We start from the raw sequence: 18,384 nt of genomic DNA, 5'->3' as shown, positions 1-18,384 counted from the left end.
GGTACCAAGGTGGGGGATGATGCAGCAACCATATTGTCGCAAAGCAAAAGAAGGTTAACAAAGCTTAAACTTCTGGCTAATTTTTTTGAACATATTGACATAATATCCATTTACATCAAAACAGATATTATCCACAATCTGTTCCAGGAGAATACTGCTTTGGATTATAGCAAACTGGAGCTTTTTCACCTTCAATATACCGACAGCCTTATAGAATTGCTGACCAAAATCAAAAGACAGAAGGAAAATGATATGCTGACTGTCATCAATGAAATTGGTATTAATAAAAAATATATTTCAGGTTTTGAAGAAAGACGGGTAGACAGTTTTCAGACGGACAGGAAAATGTACAGTGGTGTATTTTCACAACATTTGAAAACATTGTATAAAGATCTTACGGAAGATGTTTTTACCGCCAATTGGGATAATGTACTCTATTTCCATAAGAAGTATGCTCAGGAATTTTACAGAACCGAAGCAGATGAATCGCTGCTGAAGTCTGAATCTTTTCCTGCCTATCAGTATCTGGATTATTCCATTGAAAGAAAACTGTTGGGGAGACTTAATATACAGGGATTTAAAGTACGTTTTGTTTGTGGCTACCTTTTTGGAATTCATGAGTATGAACTTTTCAAGATCTTTCAGTCTGATGATTATTTTATTTTCAGTGTAGATGAAAAGAAACTTTATCTTTTTGACAAAGAACTGGATCAGCTCGATATTTCTGAAAATCAATCGAATCAGGGCACTATTATCGATCAGTTGAAAAGGAAAAATGAATACCTGGAAAATAGTATGAACGAAAGAAAACGCAGTATACCCACAGAAGTGGAAGGTGTTTTGAAAGACTATTTAAAAAACCTGGAAAATATAGATATTATGAGCAAAATATTTGATTTCGATGAAGAAACAAATATCCTGAGGGCAATGCTTAATTTGAATTTGAATAATAACTGATACGAAATTTGAAAAGTGAAAAAAGCCAATCCGCTCTTTCACAAAAAAAGTAAATAACAACTAAACATAAAAAGATGGCTATCAACTTACAAAAAGGTCAAAGAATTAACCTTAAAAAAGAAAACGGCGCAGAACTTTCCCAAGCTTGTGTAGGAATCAACTGGGGAGCAATTGAAAAAAAAGGTCTTTTTGGAACTAAAAAAGAAGCAGTAGACTTAGATGGAAGCTGTATTTTATATGATTCAAACAAAAATGTAACAGAAGTCATTTATTTCGGAAACCTAAAGTCCAGAAACGGATCTGTAAAGCACAGTGGAGATGACCTTACAGGGGATATAAATGGAGATGATGGTTTGGATAATGAAGTAATTACAGTAGATTTCAGCCAACTGGAACCCAATATCGAACATGTTGCCATGGTTCTAAACAGTTACCAAGGTCAGGATTTCGGAACAATTCCTTTTGCTTCTATCCGTATTTATGAAGGATCTCCTACCAACGTAAGAGAAGTTTTTGCTAAATATGATATCGCAAACGATGCCTCTTTCAGAGGACATGTTGCTATGGTAATGGGAGTATTCTATAAGAGAAACGGAGAATGGAAGTTCAATGCGATCGGAGATCCTACAGCAGATAGAAAACTGGAACAAACAATTCAGACTGTACAGATGAATTACTTATAAACAATTATCAATCAATAGATAAATAAATTAGCAATATTTGTACCTTGTACACTTATTGCTTTTATCATATAATAACATATAACTCAAGTGGAACATCAAAGTATTTTAGAACTGCACCCTGGCCTGGTCTGGGGATTCGCGATAACGGTTGTTATCATGCTGCTCCTGGATTTAGGGGTATTCAATAAAAAAAGTCACGAAGTCTCGTCCAAAGAAGCGACCATCTGGTCTATCGTGTGGATCTCACTTTCTATGATCTTTTCAGGCGTAGTGTATTGGGTTTTCAATACAGACGGAACACCGGAAAGTCATGCTATTGCGGTAGAGAAATTTACACAGTATCAGGCCGCCTACTGGATCGAGAAAGCCCTTTCTGTGGATAACTTATTCGTGTTTATTCTTGTTTTCGGCTTCTTTAAAGTTCCGAAATACCTTCATCATAAAGTGTTGTTCTGGGGAATTATCGGTGCACTGATATTCAGAGCTATATTTATCTTTGCTGGGGTAGGACTTATTAACCTTACTTATCTTCCTGAAATGAATGTTTTCGGAAAACCAGTACAGATCAATGTAGTGATGGCCCTGTTCGGACTGTTTCTTGTGTACGCAGGAATCAAATCCTGGGGTGACGGAGGCGATGATGACGATGAAGACTACAGCAATACAGCAGGAGCAAGACTGATTAAAAGCTTCTGGAAAGTTTCTGACAATTATGATGGTGACAAATTCTTCACCATTCAGAATGGAATCAAGATGGCAACACCTCTTTTAGTAGTGGTGGGGGTTATTGAATTTACAGACGTTCTTTTTGCTGTGGATTCTATTCCGGCAATCTTTGCGATCTCAAATGATCCTTTCATTCTTTACACATCGAACATCTTTGCTATCTTAGGTCTTAGATCATTATATTTCCTACTGGCAAACTTTATTCACATGTTCAGCAAACTTCCATACGGTCTGGCCATTATCCTTTCATTTATTGGAGTTAAAATGCTTATTGCACCGTGGATTCACATTCCATCTCCTGTTTCTTTAGGAATTGTAGGAGGCGTATTGGTAATCTCGGTTCTTTTATCCATTATATTCCCTGAAAAAGAAGAAGCGGAAAAAGAAAAATTAGAAGACTAAACGTTTTTAAAATAAAAAAAAAGCCCTGAGAAGTAAACCTCAGGGTTTTCTTATGGCCTCATATTAAAACAGACAGACAAGTTTGTCTGTTTTGTTTTTTTATCATACATTTGTCATACAAAACAAAAAGAGATGAATTCTCCAAGAGACAGAATAATTGAAACAACATTTGATTTGTTTGTAAAACAGGGATATAATTCCACGGGTATCAATCAGATCATTTCCGATGCAGGAGTTGCTAAAGCAAGTTTTTATCTGCACTTTAAATCCAAGGAAGACCTATGTGTAGAATTTTTGAAGGTAAGACATCAGTTTTGGTTCAGCGAACTTCATCATTTTTCATCACAGGCAAAAGATCATCAGTCTAAAATCATCAGTGCTTTTGATTTTTTAATCTATATGAATCAGAAGGAAAACTTCAGAGGATGCAGCTTTCTGAATATTTTATCAGAAATTCCAATGGATAATGTCAAAATACTCAGCGTAATTCAGTCACATAAAGCGGACCTTAGAAACTACTTTTTAGAATTGTTGGCGGATGATGTACTTTCCGATCATATGTATATGCTTTTTGAGAGCAGTATCATTGAAAGTCAGCTTTTCAAGTCTAATGAATTGATTGAGAAAACAAAAAGAATAGTCACCAATTTAATACAATAAACAATGGAACAGAAACATCCGCTTCCCCCTTTCACTCTTGAAACGGCGTTGGAAAAAATTCAAATGGCAGAAGATGCCTGGAACAGTCAGGACCCCGAAAAAGTATCTAAAGCATATACAATAAACAGTGAGTGGAGAAATAGGGATACCTTTATCAATGGAAGAGAAGAGATTGTTATATTTCTTCGTAAGAAATGGGAAAGAGAACTCCATTATAAACTCAAAAAAGAATACTGGGCACATACTGACAACCGTATTGCGGTTCGTTTTGAATATGAATATCAAACAAAAGATGGCAACTGGTTCAGGGCCTATGGAAATGAGAACTGGGAATTTGATGAAAACGGACTCATGCAGAAAAGGTATGCAAGCATCAATGATCTGTCGATTACTGAAAAAGACAGGAAGTTCAGATAAAACCAAGAGACTGTTATCATGACAGTCTTTCTTAGTGTCAGGCTGATTTATAAAGCTCCTTTTCCATGTAAGAGTTTATTTATTTTCCTTCTGGTCTGTACAGAAACCTTGTATGCTTCGTCCCGAAGCTTCTGTATTTTTCCTACGGGCTGAAAAATAGTTTTGCTTTCAAAAGGATTGAATGAAAGCAGTTCATTCGTGCAGGTTTGTGCGTTAAGTAAAGAACCTTTATTGATCTTCAGTTCACCAATTTTAACATAAGGTGAGTTTTTCCATTCCACATTCAGCTTATTGATAGGCTGATCTTTTAAGTCATAGCAGAACTGGATCAAAACATCAGCTGTGAAGTCATGAGTCTGAAAATAAGTTTTTAAGGTATCTTTTATTTTTTGATTCTTACCCATATTCTTATCTACAGATTTTGGGCTTAATTTTATCTTGATCATATAATCCCCAAGACGGTAGGCTCCTACTGAATGATAATCAAAGGACAGAATAAAATCATTTTTCTTGCGCAGAAGCTTTACCATATTTTTTAAGAAAGAACCCGTTAAAACTGCAGGGATTATTTTAACTGCCTGAGCGAGTATAGGAAATAGACCACTCCATTTTTTCATATACGATCTGTTGATAGCAGTAAATAGCTTTAAAAAAGTGGAAACAGAATTAACAGGGAATAAAGGAAAATTGGCCAATGGAAAATTGGCAAGAAGGCCTCCATTTTCATCTTTAATCTGTACTGCCATTCCATACGCAGGAATATCTTTTTTAGCATTATTAATGGTGGGCTGAGCATTGGAAAACCTGATGATAAGATCAAATTTCTCTTTATCAAAAAAAGCATGCAGCGATTCTGGAATATTGGGATTCACCCATAATGTTCCTTCAGCTACAGCATAGGTTTTTGCATGAGCATTTCTTGTAGCATAATTGACATCACTGATAGAAGAGGATTGCTCAACAAAATCTGCAATCGATTTTTTATTGATCTCCAAAAGCTTCTTTTCCTCTTCATTGAGTTCATCGAATTTCTTATTATATTTTAGTGGTGTTGGCATTTAGTTTTTAAATTCAATTATAACGCCAAGTTTCGGAATCTGTGTTAACTGAGTATTACAAATGTTTGAATTTTACTGAGATGACGCACCGAAAGCTGAAATATTAAACGGTATTAAGAAACAGGATTAGAATAAATACTTTTAAGTGCCTGATTGATAATACTTCCTGTTTCTGACTTCCAATTTCCGGCAACAAATCTTATCTTTGTAAAAAATTAAAGTATGGGAGTAGCAGATTTGTTATTTAAACGTAAAAAAGAATTGGCAGAAAAAAACCTTAACGATGGTAAGGAATATATGGTAGAGTACGGTAAGAGAGAAAGTGTTGTACAATTGCCAAGCGGTTTGCAGTATGAAATCATTACTGAAGGAGATGGTGCCAAGCCAGGACCTAAGTCTACTGTAAAATGCCACTATCATGGAACTACTATTTCAGGTAAAGTTTTCGATAGCTCTGTAAAAAGAGGTACTCCTGCATCTTTTCCTTTAAACAGAGTAATTTCAGGATGGACAGAAGCTCTTCAGCTTATGCCGGTGGGAAGCAAATGGAGATTGATTATTCCTCCGCATTTAGCCTATGGAGATCAGGAAATCAGCAAAGAAATCGGACCTAACAGTACGCTTGTTTTTGAAGTTGAATTACTGGATATTAAATAATTCTTCTTAAAAATAGATTAAAAAATTTACCTGAACTCAGGTAAATTTTTTTATTTGTATTATATTCGTATAAATGAATCATTATAAAAACATAGTTGTCTGGAAACAGTCAATCATGATTATGGTCATTCAGATACTGCACAAATTTTATAAATGAATGAAAAATCTATTCTACCTTTTGGCTATTTTTAGCTTAATGATATCTTGTGTTTCCAGAAAAACTCAGGCTATTCAACAGAATATATTGACCCTGAAGGATAGCTATTGTAAGGCACCCTTTAAATACAACTTTATTAACAAACTGCCTTCGTATAATTCTGACTCCATTCTGACAGCTAATAAAGAACTTAAAAATGTACTTTCTGAGCAAAGTATTCTGATCCTGAATGCCTTGAATAATCTGGATGAGGTATATAAAATTATAGAGCTTAAAAAAGACTCTTCTATTACTTCCCAGCTTAAAGTTTTACAGCTTAAAGGAAAGATCAATAACAAGATTGCTATTTCCTTAACGGAATTGGATGCTGTTGCCGCAGAATTTGATTGTGAAGGAGAAAGGGTAGAGCAAATTGAAAATTATGTAAATGATCTTAACAGTTCCAGAAATAATAAACTGATTTTATATTCTATCATCGCGGGGGCAGCAGCTTCCATAGCCGGTGGTATTGTAAAAAGTGATGGATGGAGTAATGCAATTGATATTGGCGGGGGAGCTTTAGGAGCCGGCTTTGGGTTGGCAACACTTAACCCGAAAGGAAGAAAAGTGGAATTTATCCATAATAGAAATCTGCTGAGGGATATCTGGACAGAAAAATTGGGATCATCGAATTTTCCTCCGTTTATTTGGTATATGTATACCGAGAAAAGGTTTTCAAGCATGGAAAAAAAATCTATTATCGCCAACATAAAAGAAATATGGCTGCATTATCAGTTTGACGGTAATAAAGATGCTGCTGATCAGTCGGTGATTTTCAGTGATGGGGGGATCTACAGGGCCGGAGATCTTCACAGTCGTGCATCGATGCTCAACCAGATGCAGTCTGCTACCCGAAAGATCAATCAAAATATAAGTTATCTCTTATTGGACCTGGACCGTCTTATACTGTAAGAAAAAAATAATTGTAATAAAATTTGTTACAATTAAAAAAATGCTTACCTTTGCCATGTAATTATAATGAACAATACAAGATTTGCTACGGCAGTACATATTATGACCTTATTGGCAAAAAGTCCTCAGGAGTGGCTCACTTCAGAATGGATTGCCGGTAGTATCAATGTAAATCCGGTAATTGTCCGAAAGGAGATGAGTGTATTGAGAGAAGCGGGTCTTATTGCTAGCAGACAAGGAAAAGAAGGAGGGAGCCAGCTGGCAAAGAATGAAGAATTGATTACAATTTCTGAGATCTATAAAGCGGTAAAAAATACAGAAGTATTGGGCAAAAAAAATCAGAATCCCAATCCTGCATGTAGCGTTGGAAAGGAAATCAATGTTCATTTAAATACATTATTTGAAGAAACAGATCAATTGGTAGTTAACTTTTTAGGAGATAAATCATTGAGAGAATTCGCTGATCAGTTCGAATAAAATTTTTTTAACTATAAATGTAACAAATTTTATTACAATTTAATTTAAAATATAACATTATGAAAAAAGTAGCAGTAATAGGTGCAACAGGATTTGTAGGAGCACACGTGGTAACAGAATTAACTGAAAGAGGGTATTCGGTAGAAGCTTTGGTAAGAGATGCATCGAAGGTGAAAACACAAGAGAATGTAACGGCAAAAAGTGTTGACGTAAACAATGTAGATGAATTGGCAGATGCTCTAAAAGGAAGTGATGCTGTAATCAGTGCTTTCAATGCCGGATGGACGAATCCAAACCTTTATAATGATTTCTTAAATGGTTCTGTAAACATTGAAAAAGCAGTAGGACAGGCAGGCGTAAAAAGACTTATCGTAGTGGGGGGAGCAGGAAGCCTATATACTCCGGACAACGTACAGATTGTGGATACTCCTGATTTCCCGGAAGCATACAAACCGGGAGCAACGGCAGCAAGAGATTATTTAAACAAAATCAAAGAAAATAATACATTGGATTGGACTTTCTTCAGCCCGGCAGTAGAAATGAATCAGGCTAATGTAGGAGCAAGAACTGCACAGTATAGGACATCATTGGAAACTCCCGTATTTGACGACAACGGAAGAAGCCGTCTTTCTGTTGAAGATGTAGCCGTAGTTTTAGTAGATGAATTGGAACAGAATAATCACATCCGTGAACGTTTTACAGCCGCTTACTAATTATAAAAAATAACAAATATGTTTAAAAAGAAATTATTATCCTTGGCAGTAATGCTTGGTTTTGCAAGTCTTGTATGGGCTGGTAACCTTAAGGTAAAAGTCTATAATCCCGGATCTAAAGCAATTTTTTCCATTACCTCAACAATCATTTATGGGGATAAAGATGCCATGCTTGTTGATGCTCAGTTTCAGAAACAATATGCGGAACAATTGGTGAAAGAAATAAAAGCAACAGGTAAAAATCTGAAAACCGTTTATATTTCACATAGTGACCCAGATTTTTATTTTGGATTGGATGTGATCAAAAAAGCCTTTCCAAATGCTAGGATTATTTCAACAGCTCAGACTGCCTATTTGATAGCTGCTTCAAAAGATGATAAGATGGCCGTTTGGAAACCACAGATGAAAGGAGATGCTCCTTCAGAAATCATAGTTCCGGAAGCTGTTACTGCCATTCCTGATCTTGAAGGAAATAAAATTGAGATCAGACAGAATCCTGAAGATCCTGCCCATAGTTTTCTCTGGATCCCGTCTTTAAAAACAGTGGCTGGAGGAATTTCAGTTTCTACAGGTTCACATCTTTGGATGGCCGATACTCAAAATGTAAAAGCTATTGATCAGTGGATAGCACAGATTGATGCTATGAAAGCTTTACAACCTCAGCAGGTGATTCCTTCCCATTTTTCAGAACAGTCACTTTCTCCTCAGTCCCTGGATTTTGTTAAAGGTTATCTTGAAAACTATAAAAAAGCAGTTACAGAAAATAAAACAAGCTCTGCCATTGTAGATTTTATGGTGAAAAAATATACCACTCTTCCCGGAAAAGAGGAATTGGAAATGGGTGTGAAAGTGTTTATGGGAGAAATGGCCTGGGATTTAAAATCACCTTATCCGGCGATTGGAAATAAAGTAGAGGTAGATTTTGGAACAACAAAATTCATCCTTGATTTTAAAGATAATAAAACCATGTCATTCCTTGGAACAGCCGGACCTTCGAAAGATACCACAGATACGGTGCAATATACTGCAGTAGAAGTGGCTAAGAATGTTTTTATGGTATATTGGCATGAACCTCATCTGGGTTTTAATGTAACCCATATTCAGGATTATAATAAAAATATAATATATTCAAATATTGCAGGACCTGACGGTACATTTACTCATCCGAAAGGAACTCTGAAGATTTTAAAATAAAAAAAGAATCTGCCTATTGATTCTATTTTTTAGCATCTTTAAGATCAAGATATAAACAATAAAACTTAGTATGAAATACATATCAATTTCATAACTCACAAAGTTTTTAATTGGATATAACAAGAAAAAGGCTGTCCGATGGGACAGCCTTTTTTTATAAATTCATAAACAGCTTCGGATTAACCGGAGTATTGTTTTTGTGTACTTCATAGTGAAGGTGAGGGCCTGTAGAACGGCCTGAATTTCCGGATTTTGCAATTACCTGGCCTACTTTTACCTTATCATTTACTTTTGAAACAAGCTGTGATAAATGTCCATATAGAGTTGCTAATCCATTTCCGTGGGAAACAATAACACAGTTTCCATAACCTCCTTTCTGTCCGGAAAAAATGATTGTTCCTGCAGCGGCAGCTCTTACATCAGAACCATATGCAACAGCAATATCTAATCCTTTATGAAACTGCATCTGATCAGCTTCAGCAGGTGGGTTGTTTTTTTCAGCAGTTGCGATGGTCTTAGAAGAAGAAGTGGTACCGGCAACAGCTTTTGCAGCAGTGGGAGCGGGAGCAGCAGCCACAGGAGCCGCTTTTGGAGTTACCATTACCTTGATTTCCCTTTTAATACCATAGCTGTCTGTCACTTCAATAATTTTTTCCACAGGTTCAGCTTTTACTTCCGGCTTTGGAGCTGCTGCCACTACAGGCTTAGACTCTGTGGCAGCACTTGTTTTTACAGAAGCATAAACAGTTTTATATGGAATAGGATTTTTTCTAATCCCAAAATTTGATGAAATATATCCGTCAGTAGGCATTCCCAGGGGAACCTGCATTAGTTTTTTCTGCAGATCCATTAAATACTGACTATATCGGTTGGCCTGTTTGGCGAGATAAATAGAATTTGAAATGCTGTCCTGGCTGAGAACCATCAGTTTTTCATTAGAAATGTCCTTAGATTTCAGGAAAGAATTGAGCTGTGAAACAGTCTGATCTACAAGATTAAGATCTGTTTTCATTTTCAAATAATCTACACTGTCCCTTTCAGTGTTTATTTTTACAAGGTTTACTTCGTAATTTTTGTCATCCTTCTCTGAGAATAACTTGGCAATACATATCCCTTGTGCAAAAACTACTAGTAAAAGCCCTCCGAGGAGAATGTTTACGTTCTTCTTGCTGTTTAGAAATTTTTTCATATTTCCTCTCTTAGTAAGTTTAAAACGGTTTTGAAGCTGCAAATTTAATTAAAATTAGTCTTTGTGACTTATTTTTAATTAAAATTCATGATTTTCTGTATTTAACGTATAATTAGATATTTAATTGTGTTTAAGTGTTAATTTTTTCAGAAAATGGCTTTTATCATTGTTTCAAAAGCTTTGTTACGTCTATGTTTTAATATCTTTGCAGTTCACATTCCAATTTATGGCTAAAAAGAAAATAATGTCAGAATCTTCTCATCCAAAAAAGAATAAAAAAGATATTTCTGTAGGGGTAGTAGGAAGCGGAAGTTTTGCAACCGCTATCGTAAAAATGCTTGTTGAAAACTGTAAAGTTGTACACTGGTGTGTAAGAAGTGAGTTTGTAAAAGGAGCGATTGAGCTTCGTGGACATAACCCCACCTATCTTACAGCGGCTCATTTTAATCTTAAAAGTTTAAAACTGACCACGGATATTAATGAATTGGTTTCTGCCTGTGATGTTATTGTTTTGGCAACGCCATCCATTTACCTGTCTGATACGTTAGATAAAATGACGTGTGAGTATTCAGATAAAATCTTTATCTCTGCTATTAAAGGAATTATTCCTAAAGTAAATGATGTGGTAGCCCACTATTTACGTGATGAATTTAAAATTGGTTTCAGAAATCAGGCGGTTATAGCAGGACCATGTCATGCAGAGGAAGTAGCAATGGAAAGGCTTTCTTATCTTACAATTGCAACGGTAGAGGATGAAACTTCTGAAAAGCTAAAAGAAATTTTCAGTTCAGATTTTATCAAAGTTCAAACCAGTAAAGATATTTTAGGAAATGAATACAGTGCTATTCTTAAAAATATTTTTGCCATTGGAGCCGGAATAGCAAGTGGATTGGGGTATGGAGATAACTTTACAGCAGTTTTTGTATCCAATGCGATTCGTGAAATGGAAACCTTCCTGGAAGCCATTTATGAAGCACCAAGAGATGTGAATGAAAGTGCCTATCTGGGAGATCTTTTGGTAACCGCTTATTCACTTTTCTCAAGAAACAGAAACTTAGGAAACCTTATCGGGAAAGGATATACCGTAAAATCGGCAATCCAATCGATGAATATGGTGGCAGAAGGATATTACGCCGCAGATTCCATCTATAAAACAGCAAAACAGAAAAAACTTAAATTACCAATTATTGATACAGTGTATGCTATTCTTTATGAAGGTAAAAATGCTGAAAAGCAATTTAAAAAACTGACAGCGAAACTGAATTAAAAAAAGAAGGTTTGCATAAACCTTGTTTTAATATATTTTAACCTAAGCCTCCCAGCTTGGGTTTTTTTATGGATTTATTTCTGTGATGATCAAAGATAGTAGCTGAGCCCCGGAACTGTATTTTTGAGTTTTTACTATTTGAAATGTTGCTATTATCAATCATTTCAATGAAGACGTATTGAAATTTTCCATGATTTTTTGTTGTTTACTAAAGAAGTCTGTTTCCTGAAAAATTAACGTGTTAAAATCGTTTCTCTTTTTAAAACTTTTCCCGAAATTTGAAGTAAAATTTAAAATTATGTCACAATCGCTTACAAGCAGAACGCCGAAACCTAGATATGACGTTGTACTGATAGGTGGCGGAATTATGAGCGCCACTTTAGCAACAATGCTCCATGAATTTGATCCCAGCCTTGAAATTGCGATCTTCGAAAGACTCGGAAGATTTGCTAAAGAAAGTACAGCCGCATGGAACAATGCCGGAACAGGACACTCTGCATTTTGTGAGCTAAACTATACCCCTGAAAAACCGGATGGCAGCATTGATATAACAAAAGCAGAAAGTATTGCTGAACAATTTGAAATTTCAAAACAATTTTGGTCTTATCTGATTACAAAGGGATATATCAAAGAGCCTAAAGAGTTTATCAATTCATGTCCACATATGAGTTTGGTATTTGGTGAAAAAGATGCGGAATATCTTAGAAAGCGTCATGATAAAATGGTTGATTCTGTTCTTTTTTCGGGAATGGAATTTTCTTCCGATCATGAGAAACTGAAAGAATGGATTCCTTTGGTAATGAGTAAAAGGAATCAATCTGAAATAATGGCAGCTACGAAAATGGATATGGGGACGGATGTCAACTTTGGAACGTTAACCCGAAAAATGGGAAGACACCTGCTTGAAGATTCTAATGTAGAGGTTTTCTTATACCATGAAGTGAAAGATATTGACCCAAGAGAAGACGGTAAATGGGAAATGAAGGTAAAAGACAGAATTCATAGCCACAAACAGGAGGTTGTTGCTGATTTTGTATTTATCGGAGCCGGAGGATATGCACTTCAGTTATTAGACAGTTCGGATATTAAAGAAAGCGAAGGCTATGGAGGTTTCCCTGTTTCAGGACAGTGGTTGGTAAGCCATAATCAGGAGCTGGTAAAAAAACATCAGGCTAAAGTATATACACAGGCAACAGTGGATGCCCCACCAATGTCTGTTCCACACCTTGACCTTAGAATTATCGATGGCGAGAAAGCTCTTCTTTTTGGGCCTTTTGCAGGGTTTTCAACAAAATTCCTGAAAGAAGGAAGTTACCTTGATCTACCTGAAAGTGTTAATACAAAAAATTTAAAATCATTATTTGGTGCCTGGTGGCATAATATCCCGTTGACAAAATACCTTATTCAGCAGGTTGCCATGACAAAATCCCAGAGAATGCAGCATTTGAGAGAATTTGTAAAAGATGCCAAAGAGGAAGACTGGGAACTGAAAGTAGCAGGACAGAGAGTTCAGGTTATTAAAAAAGACGAAAAAGAAGGAGGTAAACTGGAATTTGGAACTGAAGTGGTTGTAAACAAGAGTGGTACTATTGCTTCTTTGTTGGGGGCTTCACCAGGGGCTTCCACAGCGGTATATGCTATGCTGAATGTTCTTGAAAAATGTTTCCCGGAAAAAATTCAGGGAGAATGGAAAAGTAAATTGCTTGAAATGGTTCCTTCCTACGGGAAGAAATTGGCAGAACATCCGGAACTTACTGAAGAGGTGAGAAATTATACAAAAGAAAAATTAGAATTAGAATATTAACATCAGCAGTAAGCAATGGGTAGTAAGCAATACAAGCAGAATTACTCATTGCTTACTACTTATTACTTATAAAAAGGTGGAAGAAGTAGTTGTAAAGCCGCTCATAGCAAAAGAACTCCTGGAGTCTCTTCAAACAAAAATAGAAGAGGAGAAACAGGTGATTATACATTGTTGTTTTCCGGCATCACCATTCCTGGGAAACCTGATCAGGATCTGGCATTCCACGTATCTTTTTGATAATCAGTCTGAGCATAGAAGTAAGCTGATTCATGCAGAAAATATCTCAATTTCCCCTTATTGGACACCGGTTCCCTTCATGAAAGATTTTTGGTTTACCCTGATATTCTCGGGGCTTCCGAAAGACTGTAAAAGTTTTGATTTAAAAGAAGTGATTCCTGAAGAAGGAGGGTTCTTTGTAGAATCTATTAAGAGAAATTCTTCAGATGTGTATCGTGTAAAAATATCAGAATTCTGAATGATGAAAATAAGAGAGGAAAAGCTGGAACAAATTATTCAGTGGGCTGAAAACAATCCCGATATCCGGGCTGTTCTTCTGACCAGTTCATTGGTGAATCCTTATGCTCCGGTAGATGACCTGAGTGATCTTGATGTAGAACTGGTTTTTGAAAGCCGAAAAGACTATGAATCCGGAAATAGCTGGCTTCAGCTTTTTGGAGATCCCATTTCTATGATTGAGGAAGATGATACTGTTTTTGAAGGAAGACATGCCATGAAAATGGTTTTGTACAGAGATCATGTAAAAGTTGATTTTAAGCTGTATCAGGTGTCTGAATTTATGGAAGAAGTACAAAAAGGAGCACTTCCAGAAGATTGGGATGTAGGATATAAAGTGCTGATTGATAAAGATGGCCTGACAAAAGATCTGAAACCTCCCACTTATCAGTCTATCATGATTCATAAGCCTGATGAAAAAGAATTTCAACAGCTGATGAATGATTTCTGGTGGGATACCACCTATGTGGCAAAATGTCTGAAACGGGGTGATATTTTTTATGCTAAATTCATGTCTGAGAATATCCTGAGAGCAGAATATTTGGTTAGTCTGGTTGAATGGCATATTGGTAACGACCATAACTGGGATAACATGACTACCAATAAGCATGGAAGGCTTTTTAAAAAATACCTGCCGGAAGATTTATGGAGTAGAATGGAGGCTACATTTTCCGGAAGTTCCATTGATGAAAACTGGACTGCTCTGTTTGCTTTCGCTGACCTGGTTCATGAACTGGGAACTGCTTTAGCTCAAAAACTGAACTTTACGTATCCTTCTAAACTTGAAAGTGACATCAGAACTTATCTTCTTGAAGTAAAATCAATGCCGTGATTTAAGCAAATTCACTCCCTTTGATCAGGTTTTCAATACAGTATTCTGCAATGGCAGTAATGGTAACAAAAGGATTTACTCCAATTGTTCCGGGGATTAATGACCCATCTAAAACATAGAGATTTTCATGTTCCTTTAATTTACCATATTCATTAGTGTTTTCACCCAGTACACATCCTCCGAGCGGATGATAGCAGACATCTGCTCCAAAACCATTATTGAACAGGAAATGACTTCTGGTTCCTCCATTGGCTTTATTCATTTTTCTGACAAAGTATTTGGCATTTTCCTTCATTTTGACCGTATGGCTTTCATCCCAATTCAACTTCAGAGACCGATTGATGGTATCATACGTCACTTCTCCTTTTTTATCAACCCTGTTAATTAATAAATACAAGGCAGTGGCTACATCCATTCCCATAGGTAAAGGTGCAATCTCAGTAAAGAAGGGATGTTCCTTATCATCCCAGTTGTCAATACCACCTACCGGAATGGTAGATTGCTTTGCTCCTGTTCCTCCGGACAGAGGCTTTACCCAATTCCTTCCGGTCATAAAGTTCCCATTGTTACCCCAGTTTTTTCCGATGCCTTCGTGAAGAGGTAATCCGTTTACAGCATTGGATCGCAACAGAAGCTGTAAAGTTCCCATTGTACCTGCAGCAAGAATAAGCTTTTTACAATGGAATATTTTATCAGCAATTAGAGTGCCTGATGTATCAGTCTGTTGTACGTTTACACTATAGGTTTTATCATCATTCAGTTTTATATCATCTACCCGGTGAAGATCAAGAATTTCAAGATTTCCCGTTTCCAGTGCTTTCTTAAGATAGGTTTTGTCTAAACTGTTTTTACCATGATTGTTTCCATAGATCACTTCAGTATTAAGAGCAGAGCGGGGAACTTCATTTCGAAATTCTTTCTCCATATATTTAAAATCATATACATTGGGAACTCTCATCGTTTTAAAACCAGCCTGATGAGCTTCCTCTTCTCCCACCCGTGTAAATTTGTAATAAGGACAGTCTTTTAAAAACTCCTCATCAATGATATTTACCTTAAGCTCTTCGTGAACCAAAGGGAAATAATGATGATAAAACTTCTCTGCATCCAGCTGGGGGAAAACTTCTTTGAAATAACTTTCTTTAGGAGTTACTGCCATTCCTCCGTTAACGAGCGATCCACCGCCAACACCCCGTCCAACCCAGATATTAATATGATCAAAATCTAAACGGTCCAGGGTTCCGGTAAAAGGAGTTAAAGAAAAAATATTCATGAATGGGGCAATGCTTTTCTTTTTAAGCCAAGCAGAACTTTTTCCCGGTTTCAGCAGGTTAGAAAAAGGAATTCCTGACTTTTCCCAGTTGAGCCCCATTTCCAGCAACACTACTTTTTTTCCGGCTTCACAAAGACGTAAAGCGGATACAGCCCCTCCATACCCACTACCAATGATAACAATCGGAGCTTCTATAATTTTGTTTTGCTTATCGCTTGTCCGCTCTGCAGCCCGGAATAGATTAGATTGAAGAAAATAAAAGCCTGATACTGCTAATACACTTGTCTTAATGAATTTTTTCCTGTCCATGAGCTTTGCTTCTCAAAAGTATGCTAACTTCACAAAAGCGTGTTTTATTTAAAACAGATTATACTTTTTATTATAATTTTAACTGTTTATACCCTGAAAAATTCATAGTTTTACTTATAATTTATAGCATTTATGAAAAAAATTATATGGCTCTTTCTGATCCTTCCTCTCTGGGCTTTTTCCCAAAAAACGACTTCTAAAGAAGTGATGGATGTGAAAAAATTTCAGAAAGAACTCAATGCTGAATATCTGAATCCGAAAGAAACGCCTTTGCGGGGAGATAACTTTAAAAATTTTAAAGAACATCCTTTCTTTCCAATCGATATGAAATATAGAATTACGGCAAAATTTGTTAAATCAAAAGATACAAAACCTTTTGATCTTCCCACTTCTTCAGGGAAAACAAAGTCTTATCAGGAATATGGAAAGGCAAGCTTTAAGCTGGACGGAAAGCCTTATACCCTTACTTTATACCAAAGCCTGGATTTAATTAAGCAGAAGAAATATCAGGACTATCTTTTTCTTCCATTCCGGGATGCTACCAATGAAAAAGAAACCTATGGTGGGGGAAAATATTTGGATCTGAAAATTCCAAAAGGAAATACAATAGTACTGGATTTTAATCAGTCCTACCACCCTTATTGTGCTTACAATGCCTACGATTATAACTGTCCTATTGTGCCTGAAGAAAATAAACTTCCTGTGGAAATACGTGCAGGGGTAATGTATGAAGATATCTATCATCACTAAATTTGACTATGGTAAGCTTAGAATTTTTTACTCCGGAACATCTTTCAGCCATTACATATACGCTGGACGAAAAGCAATCACAATTTACAGCATTAGCAGAAGAAGCTTTGCAGAGAATAGAAGAAAGGGATGATCATGATGCATTTCCTGTTACCATTTTTGAGGATGGAAATCCTGTCGGCTTTTTCGTACTTGATTTTGGTCAAGATAAGCTCGAACTGACTGATAATAAAAATTCTGTTCTGGTGAGATCATTATCTGTAAATCCTGAAATGCAGGGAAAAGGAATAGGAAAAACAGCCATGATGAAAGTGGATGATTTTATAAGAAATCATTTCAAAGATTGCAATGAAATTGTTCTTGCTGTGAATCAGAAAAATGAGTCAGCCTATCATATTTACCTTAAAGCGGGATATTCCTATGAAGGGAAAACGAGAATCGGAAGAAGTGGACCTCAATATCTTATGTACAAGAAACTTTAAGAAAATTTTAAATTCAAAATTCCCATCCTCCTGATTTCTTTCCATAACTTTGAGTATCACCAAATGACAAAACATGGAAATATCACTTCGTAATCAGGTGGCTATCGTTACAGGAGCCTCCAGTGGAATAGGTTCAGGAATTGCAAAATCTTTGGCTGCCGCAGGCGCTGCCGTTGTTGTCAATCACTCTTCACAAAGATCTTTAGAAGAGGCACAGGCTGTTTTAAAAGAAATTACCGATGCAGGAGGGAAAGGTATCACCTACCAGTGTGATGTTTCTAAAGAAGACCAGGTCATTGCCATGTTTCAGGATGTTGTCTCTCAATTGGGTACCGTGGATATACTGGTTAATAATGCAGGAATTCAAAAAGATGCCCAATTTACAGAGATGACAATAGATCAATGGAATGCCGTGATTGGTGTCAACCTGACGGGGCAATTCCTCTGTGCAAGAGAAGCTGTCAAAGAATTTCTCCGTCGGGGTATTGATCCATCCCGATCTATTGCCTGTGGTAAAATTATTCACATCAGTTCCGTTCATGAAATTATTCCCTGGGCAGGACATGCCAACTATGCATCGAGTAAAGGGGCTGTCAGAATGCTGATGCAGACCTTAGCACAGGAATACGGAGCGGATAGGATCCGGGTCAATTCTATTTGTCCGGGAGCAATCCAAACTCCAATAAATAAAGGGGCCTGGGAAACTCCTGAAGCACTTAATGCCCTTCTTACCCTTATCCCTTACAACAGAATCGGACAGCCGCAAGATATAGGAAACTTAGCAGCATTTCTCGCCAGTGACCTTGCTGATTATATAACCGGAACCAGCATTTTTGTTGATGGGGGAATGACTACGTTTGAGAGCTTTTCAACCGGAGGATAGGTGAGAGTTATAAGTTGGGTTTGGCAGGTT

At 36.6% G+C, this 18,384-nt stretch carries 20 protein-coding genes; 17 read left to right on the top strand and 3 right to left on the bottom strand.

Going from position 1 to position 18,384, the window contains the following annotated elements; all coding sequences use genetic code 11:
- Positions 1 to 9 precede the first annotated feature (9 nt).
- The 5 genes from B8967_RS16195 to B8967_RS16175 all read left to right on the top strand — a co-directional run bounded on the left by B8967_RS16195 (position 10) and on the right by B8967_RS16175 (position 3,845).
- Positions 10 to 957, top strand: coding sequence for a hypothetical protein (locus B8967_RS16195; protein WP_084086757.1), 948 nt, complete (start codon positions 10 to 12; stop codon positions 955 to 957).
- A gap of 74 nt (positions 958 to 1,031) precedes the next feature.
- Positions 1,032 to 1,640 (top strand): TerD family protein, encoded by a 609-nt coding sequence (locus tag B8967_RS16190; RefSeq protein WP_047489388.1) that lies wholly within the window; start codon positions 1,032 to 1,034, stop codon positions 1,638 to 1,640.
- Between the two features lie 87 nt (positions 1,641 to 1,727).
- Positions 1,728 to 2,768 carry a TerC/Alx family metal homeostasis membrane protein gene (locus tag B8967_RS16185; protein WP_047489384.1) on the top strand — a complete coding sequence of 347 codons (1,041 nt, stop codon included), beginning with the start codon at positions 1,728 to 1,730 and terminating at the stop codon, positions 2,766 to 2,768.
- Positions 2,769 to 2,900: 132 nt separating this feature from the next.
- Complete coding sequence (locus B8967_RS16180; protein WP_084086756.1) at positions 2,901 to 3,428, top strand: TetR/AcrR family transcriptional regulator; 528 nt, start codon at positions 2,901 to 2,903, stop codon at positions 3,426 to 3,428.
- Positions 3,429 to 3,431: 3 nt separating this feature from the next.
- Positions 3,432 to 3,845, top strand: coding sequence for a nuclear transport factor 2 family protein (locus B8967_RS16175; RefSeq protein WP_084086755.1), 414 nt, complete (start codon positions 3,432 to 3,434; stop codon positions 3,843 to 3,845).
- Positions 3,846 to 3,892: 47 nt separating this feature from the next.
- On the opposite strand, the gene B8967_RS16170 is transcribed toward B8967_RS16175, so the two are convergent.
- Positions 3,893 to 4,903, bottom strand: coding sequence for a catalase family protein (locus B8967_RS16170; protein ID WP_084086754.1), 1,011 nt, complete (start codon positions 4,901 to 4,903; stop codon positions 3,893 to 3,895).
- Positions 4,904 to 5,125: 222 nt separating this feature from the next.
- On the opposite strand from B8967_RS16170, the gene B8967_RS16165 reads away from it, so the two are divergent.
- The 5 genes from B8967_RS16165 (at position 5,126) to B8967_RS16145 (ending at position 9,052) form a co-directional block, all read left to right on the top strand.
- Positions 5,126 to 5,560 (top strand): FKBP-type peptidyl-prolyl cis-trans isomerase, encoded by a 435-nt coding sequence (locus B8967_RS16165; protein WP_052188618.1) that lies wholly within the window; start codon positions 5,126 to 5,128, stop codon positions 5,558 to 5,560.
- Positions 5,561 to 5,717: 157 nt separating this feature from the next.
- Complete coding sequence (locus tag B8967_RS16160; protein ID WP_084086753.1) at positions 5,718 to 6,668, top strand: hypothetical protein; 951 nt, start codon at positions 5,718 to 5,720, stop codon at positions 6,666 to 6,668.
- Positions 6,669 to 6,734: 66 nt separating this feature from the next.
- Entirely contained in the window at positions 6,735 to 7,145 is a 411-nt protein-coding gene (locus tag B8967_RS16155) for an Rrf2 family transcriptional regulator (protein ID WP_047489369.1), read from the top strand.
- A gap of 59 nt (positions 7,146 to 7,204) precedes the next feature.
- On the top strand, positions 7,205 to 7,858 hold the full coding sequence (locus tag B8967_RS16150; RefSeq protein ID WP_047489365.1) for an NAD(P)-dependent oxidoreductase: 654 nt from the start codon (positions 7,205 to 7,207) through the stop codon (positions 7,856 to 7,858).
- A gap of 18 nt (positions 7,859 to 7,876) precedes the next feature.
- A complete protein-coding gene (locus B8967_RS16145; RefSeq protein WP_084086752.1) occupies positions 7,877 to 9,052 on the top strand; it encodes an MBL fold metallo-hydrolase in 1,176 nt (391 codons plus the stop codon).
- 154 nt (positions 9,053 to 9,206) lie between these two features.
- Here the strand turns inward: B8967_RS16145 and B8967_RS16140 are convergent, their stop codons facing one another.
- Positions 9,207 to 10,241, bottom strand: a complete 1,035-nt coding sequence (locus B8967_RS16140; protein WP_047489554.1) for a M23 family metallopeptidase — start codon at positions 10,239 to 10,241, stop codon at positions 9,207 to 9,209.
- Positions 10,242 to 10,485: 244 nt separating this feature from the next.
- Here B8967_RS16140 and B8967_RS16135 point away from each other — a divergent pair, with 244 nt between their 5' ends.
- The 4 genes from B8967_RS16135 (at position 10,486) to B8967_RS16120 (ending at position 14,657) form a co-directional block, all read left to right on the top strand.
- Positions 10,486 to 11,508, top strand: coding sequence for an NAD(P)H-dependent glycerol-3-phosphate dehydrogenase (locus B8967_RS16135; RefSeq protein WP_052188629.1), 1,023 nt, complete (start codon positions 10,486 to 10,488; stop codon positions 11,506 to 11,508).
- Between the two features lie 298 nt (positions 11,509 to 11,806).
- Positions 11,807 to 13,312, top strand: a complete 1,506-nt coding sequence (gene mqo, locus B8967_RS16130) for a malate dehydrogenase (quinone) (protein ID WP_084086751.1) — start codon at positions 11,807 to 11,809, stop codon at positions 13,310 to 13,312.
- Positions 13,313 to 13,388: 76 nt separating this feature from the next.
- Positions 13,389 to 13,787, top strand: coding sequence for a hypothetical protein (locus B8967_RS16125; RefSeq protein ID WP_047489356.1), 399 nt, complete (start codon positions 13,389 to 13,391; stop codon positions 13,785 to 13,787).
- Between the two features lie 3 nt (positions 13,788 to 13,790).
- Positions 13,791 to 14,657, top strand: coding sequence for an AadS family aminoglycoside 6-adenylyltransferase (locus B8967_RS16120; protein ID WP_084086859.1), 867 nt, complete (start codon positions 13,791 to 13,793; stop codon positions 14,655 to 14,657).
- 1 nt (position 14,658) lies between these two features.
- On the opposite strand, the gene B8967_RS16115 is transcribed toward B8967_RS16120, so the two are convergent.
- Positions 14,659 to 16,239 carry a GMC family oxidoreductase N-terminal domain-containing protein gene (locus B8967_RS16115; RefSeq protein ID WP_084086750.1) on the bottom strand — a complete coding sequence of 527 codons (1,581 nt, stop codon included), beginning with the start codon at positions 16,237 to 16,239 and terminating at the stop codon, positions 14,659 to 14,661.
- Between the two features lie 132 nt (positions 16,240 to 16,371).
- Between B8967_RS16115 and B8967_RS16110 the strand changes: the two genes are divergently transcribed.
- The 3 genes from B8967_RS16110 (at position 16,372) to B8967_RS16100 (ending at position 18,354) form a co-directional block, all read left to right on the top strand.
- Positions 16,372 to 16,989 (top strand): DUF1684 domain-containing protein, encoded by a 618-nt coding sequence (locus B8967_RS16110; protein WP_084086749.1) that lies wholly within the window; start codon positions 16,372 to 16,374, stop codon positions 16,987 to 16,989.
- A gap of 8 nt (positions 16,990 to 16,997) precedes the next feature.
- Complete coding sequence (locus B8967_RS16105; RefSeq protein WP_084086748.1) at positions 16,998 to 17,471, top strand: GNAT family N-acetyltransferase; 474 nt, start codon at positions 16,998 to 17,000, stop codon at positions 17,469 to 17,471.
- A 73-nt stretch (positions 17,472 to 17,544) separates the two neighbouring features.
- A complete protein-coding gene (locus tag B8967_RS16100) occupies positions 17,545 to 18,354 on the top strand; it encodes a glucose 1-dehydrogenase (RefSeq protein WP_047489343.1) in 810 nt (269 codons plus the stop codon).
- Positions 18,355 to 18,384 lie beyond the last annotated feature (30 nt).

Source organism: Chryseobacterium sp. YR221 (genome assembly GCF_900176315.1).
In the GTDB taxonomy this organism is placed as follows: domain Bacteria; phylum Bacteroidota; class Bacteroidia; order Flavobacteriales; family Weeksellaceae; genus Chryseobacterium; species Chryseobacterium rhizosphaerae.
Note: the sequence above shows the minus strand (reverse complement) of the source record. Positions and strands in the feature narration are given on the sequence as shown.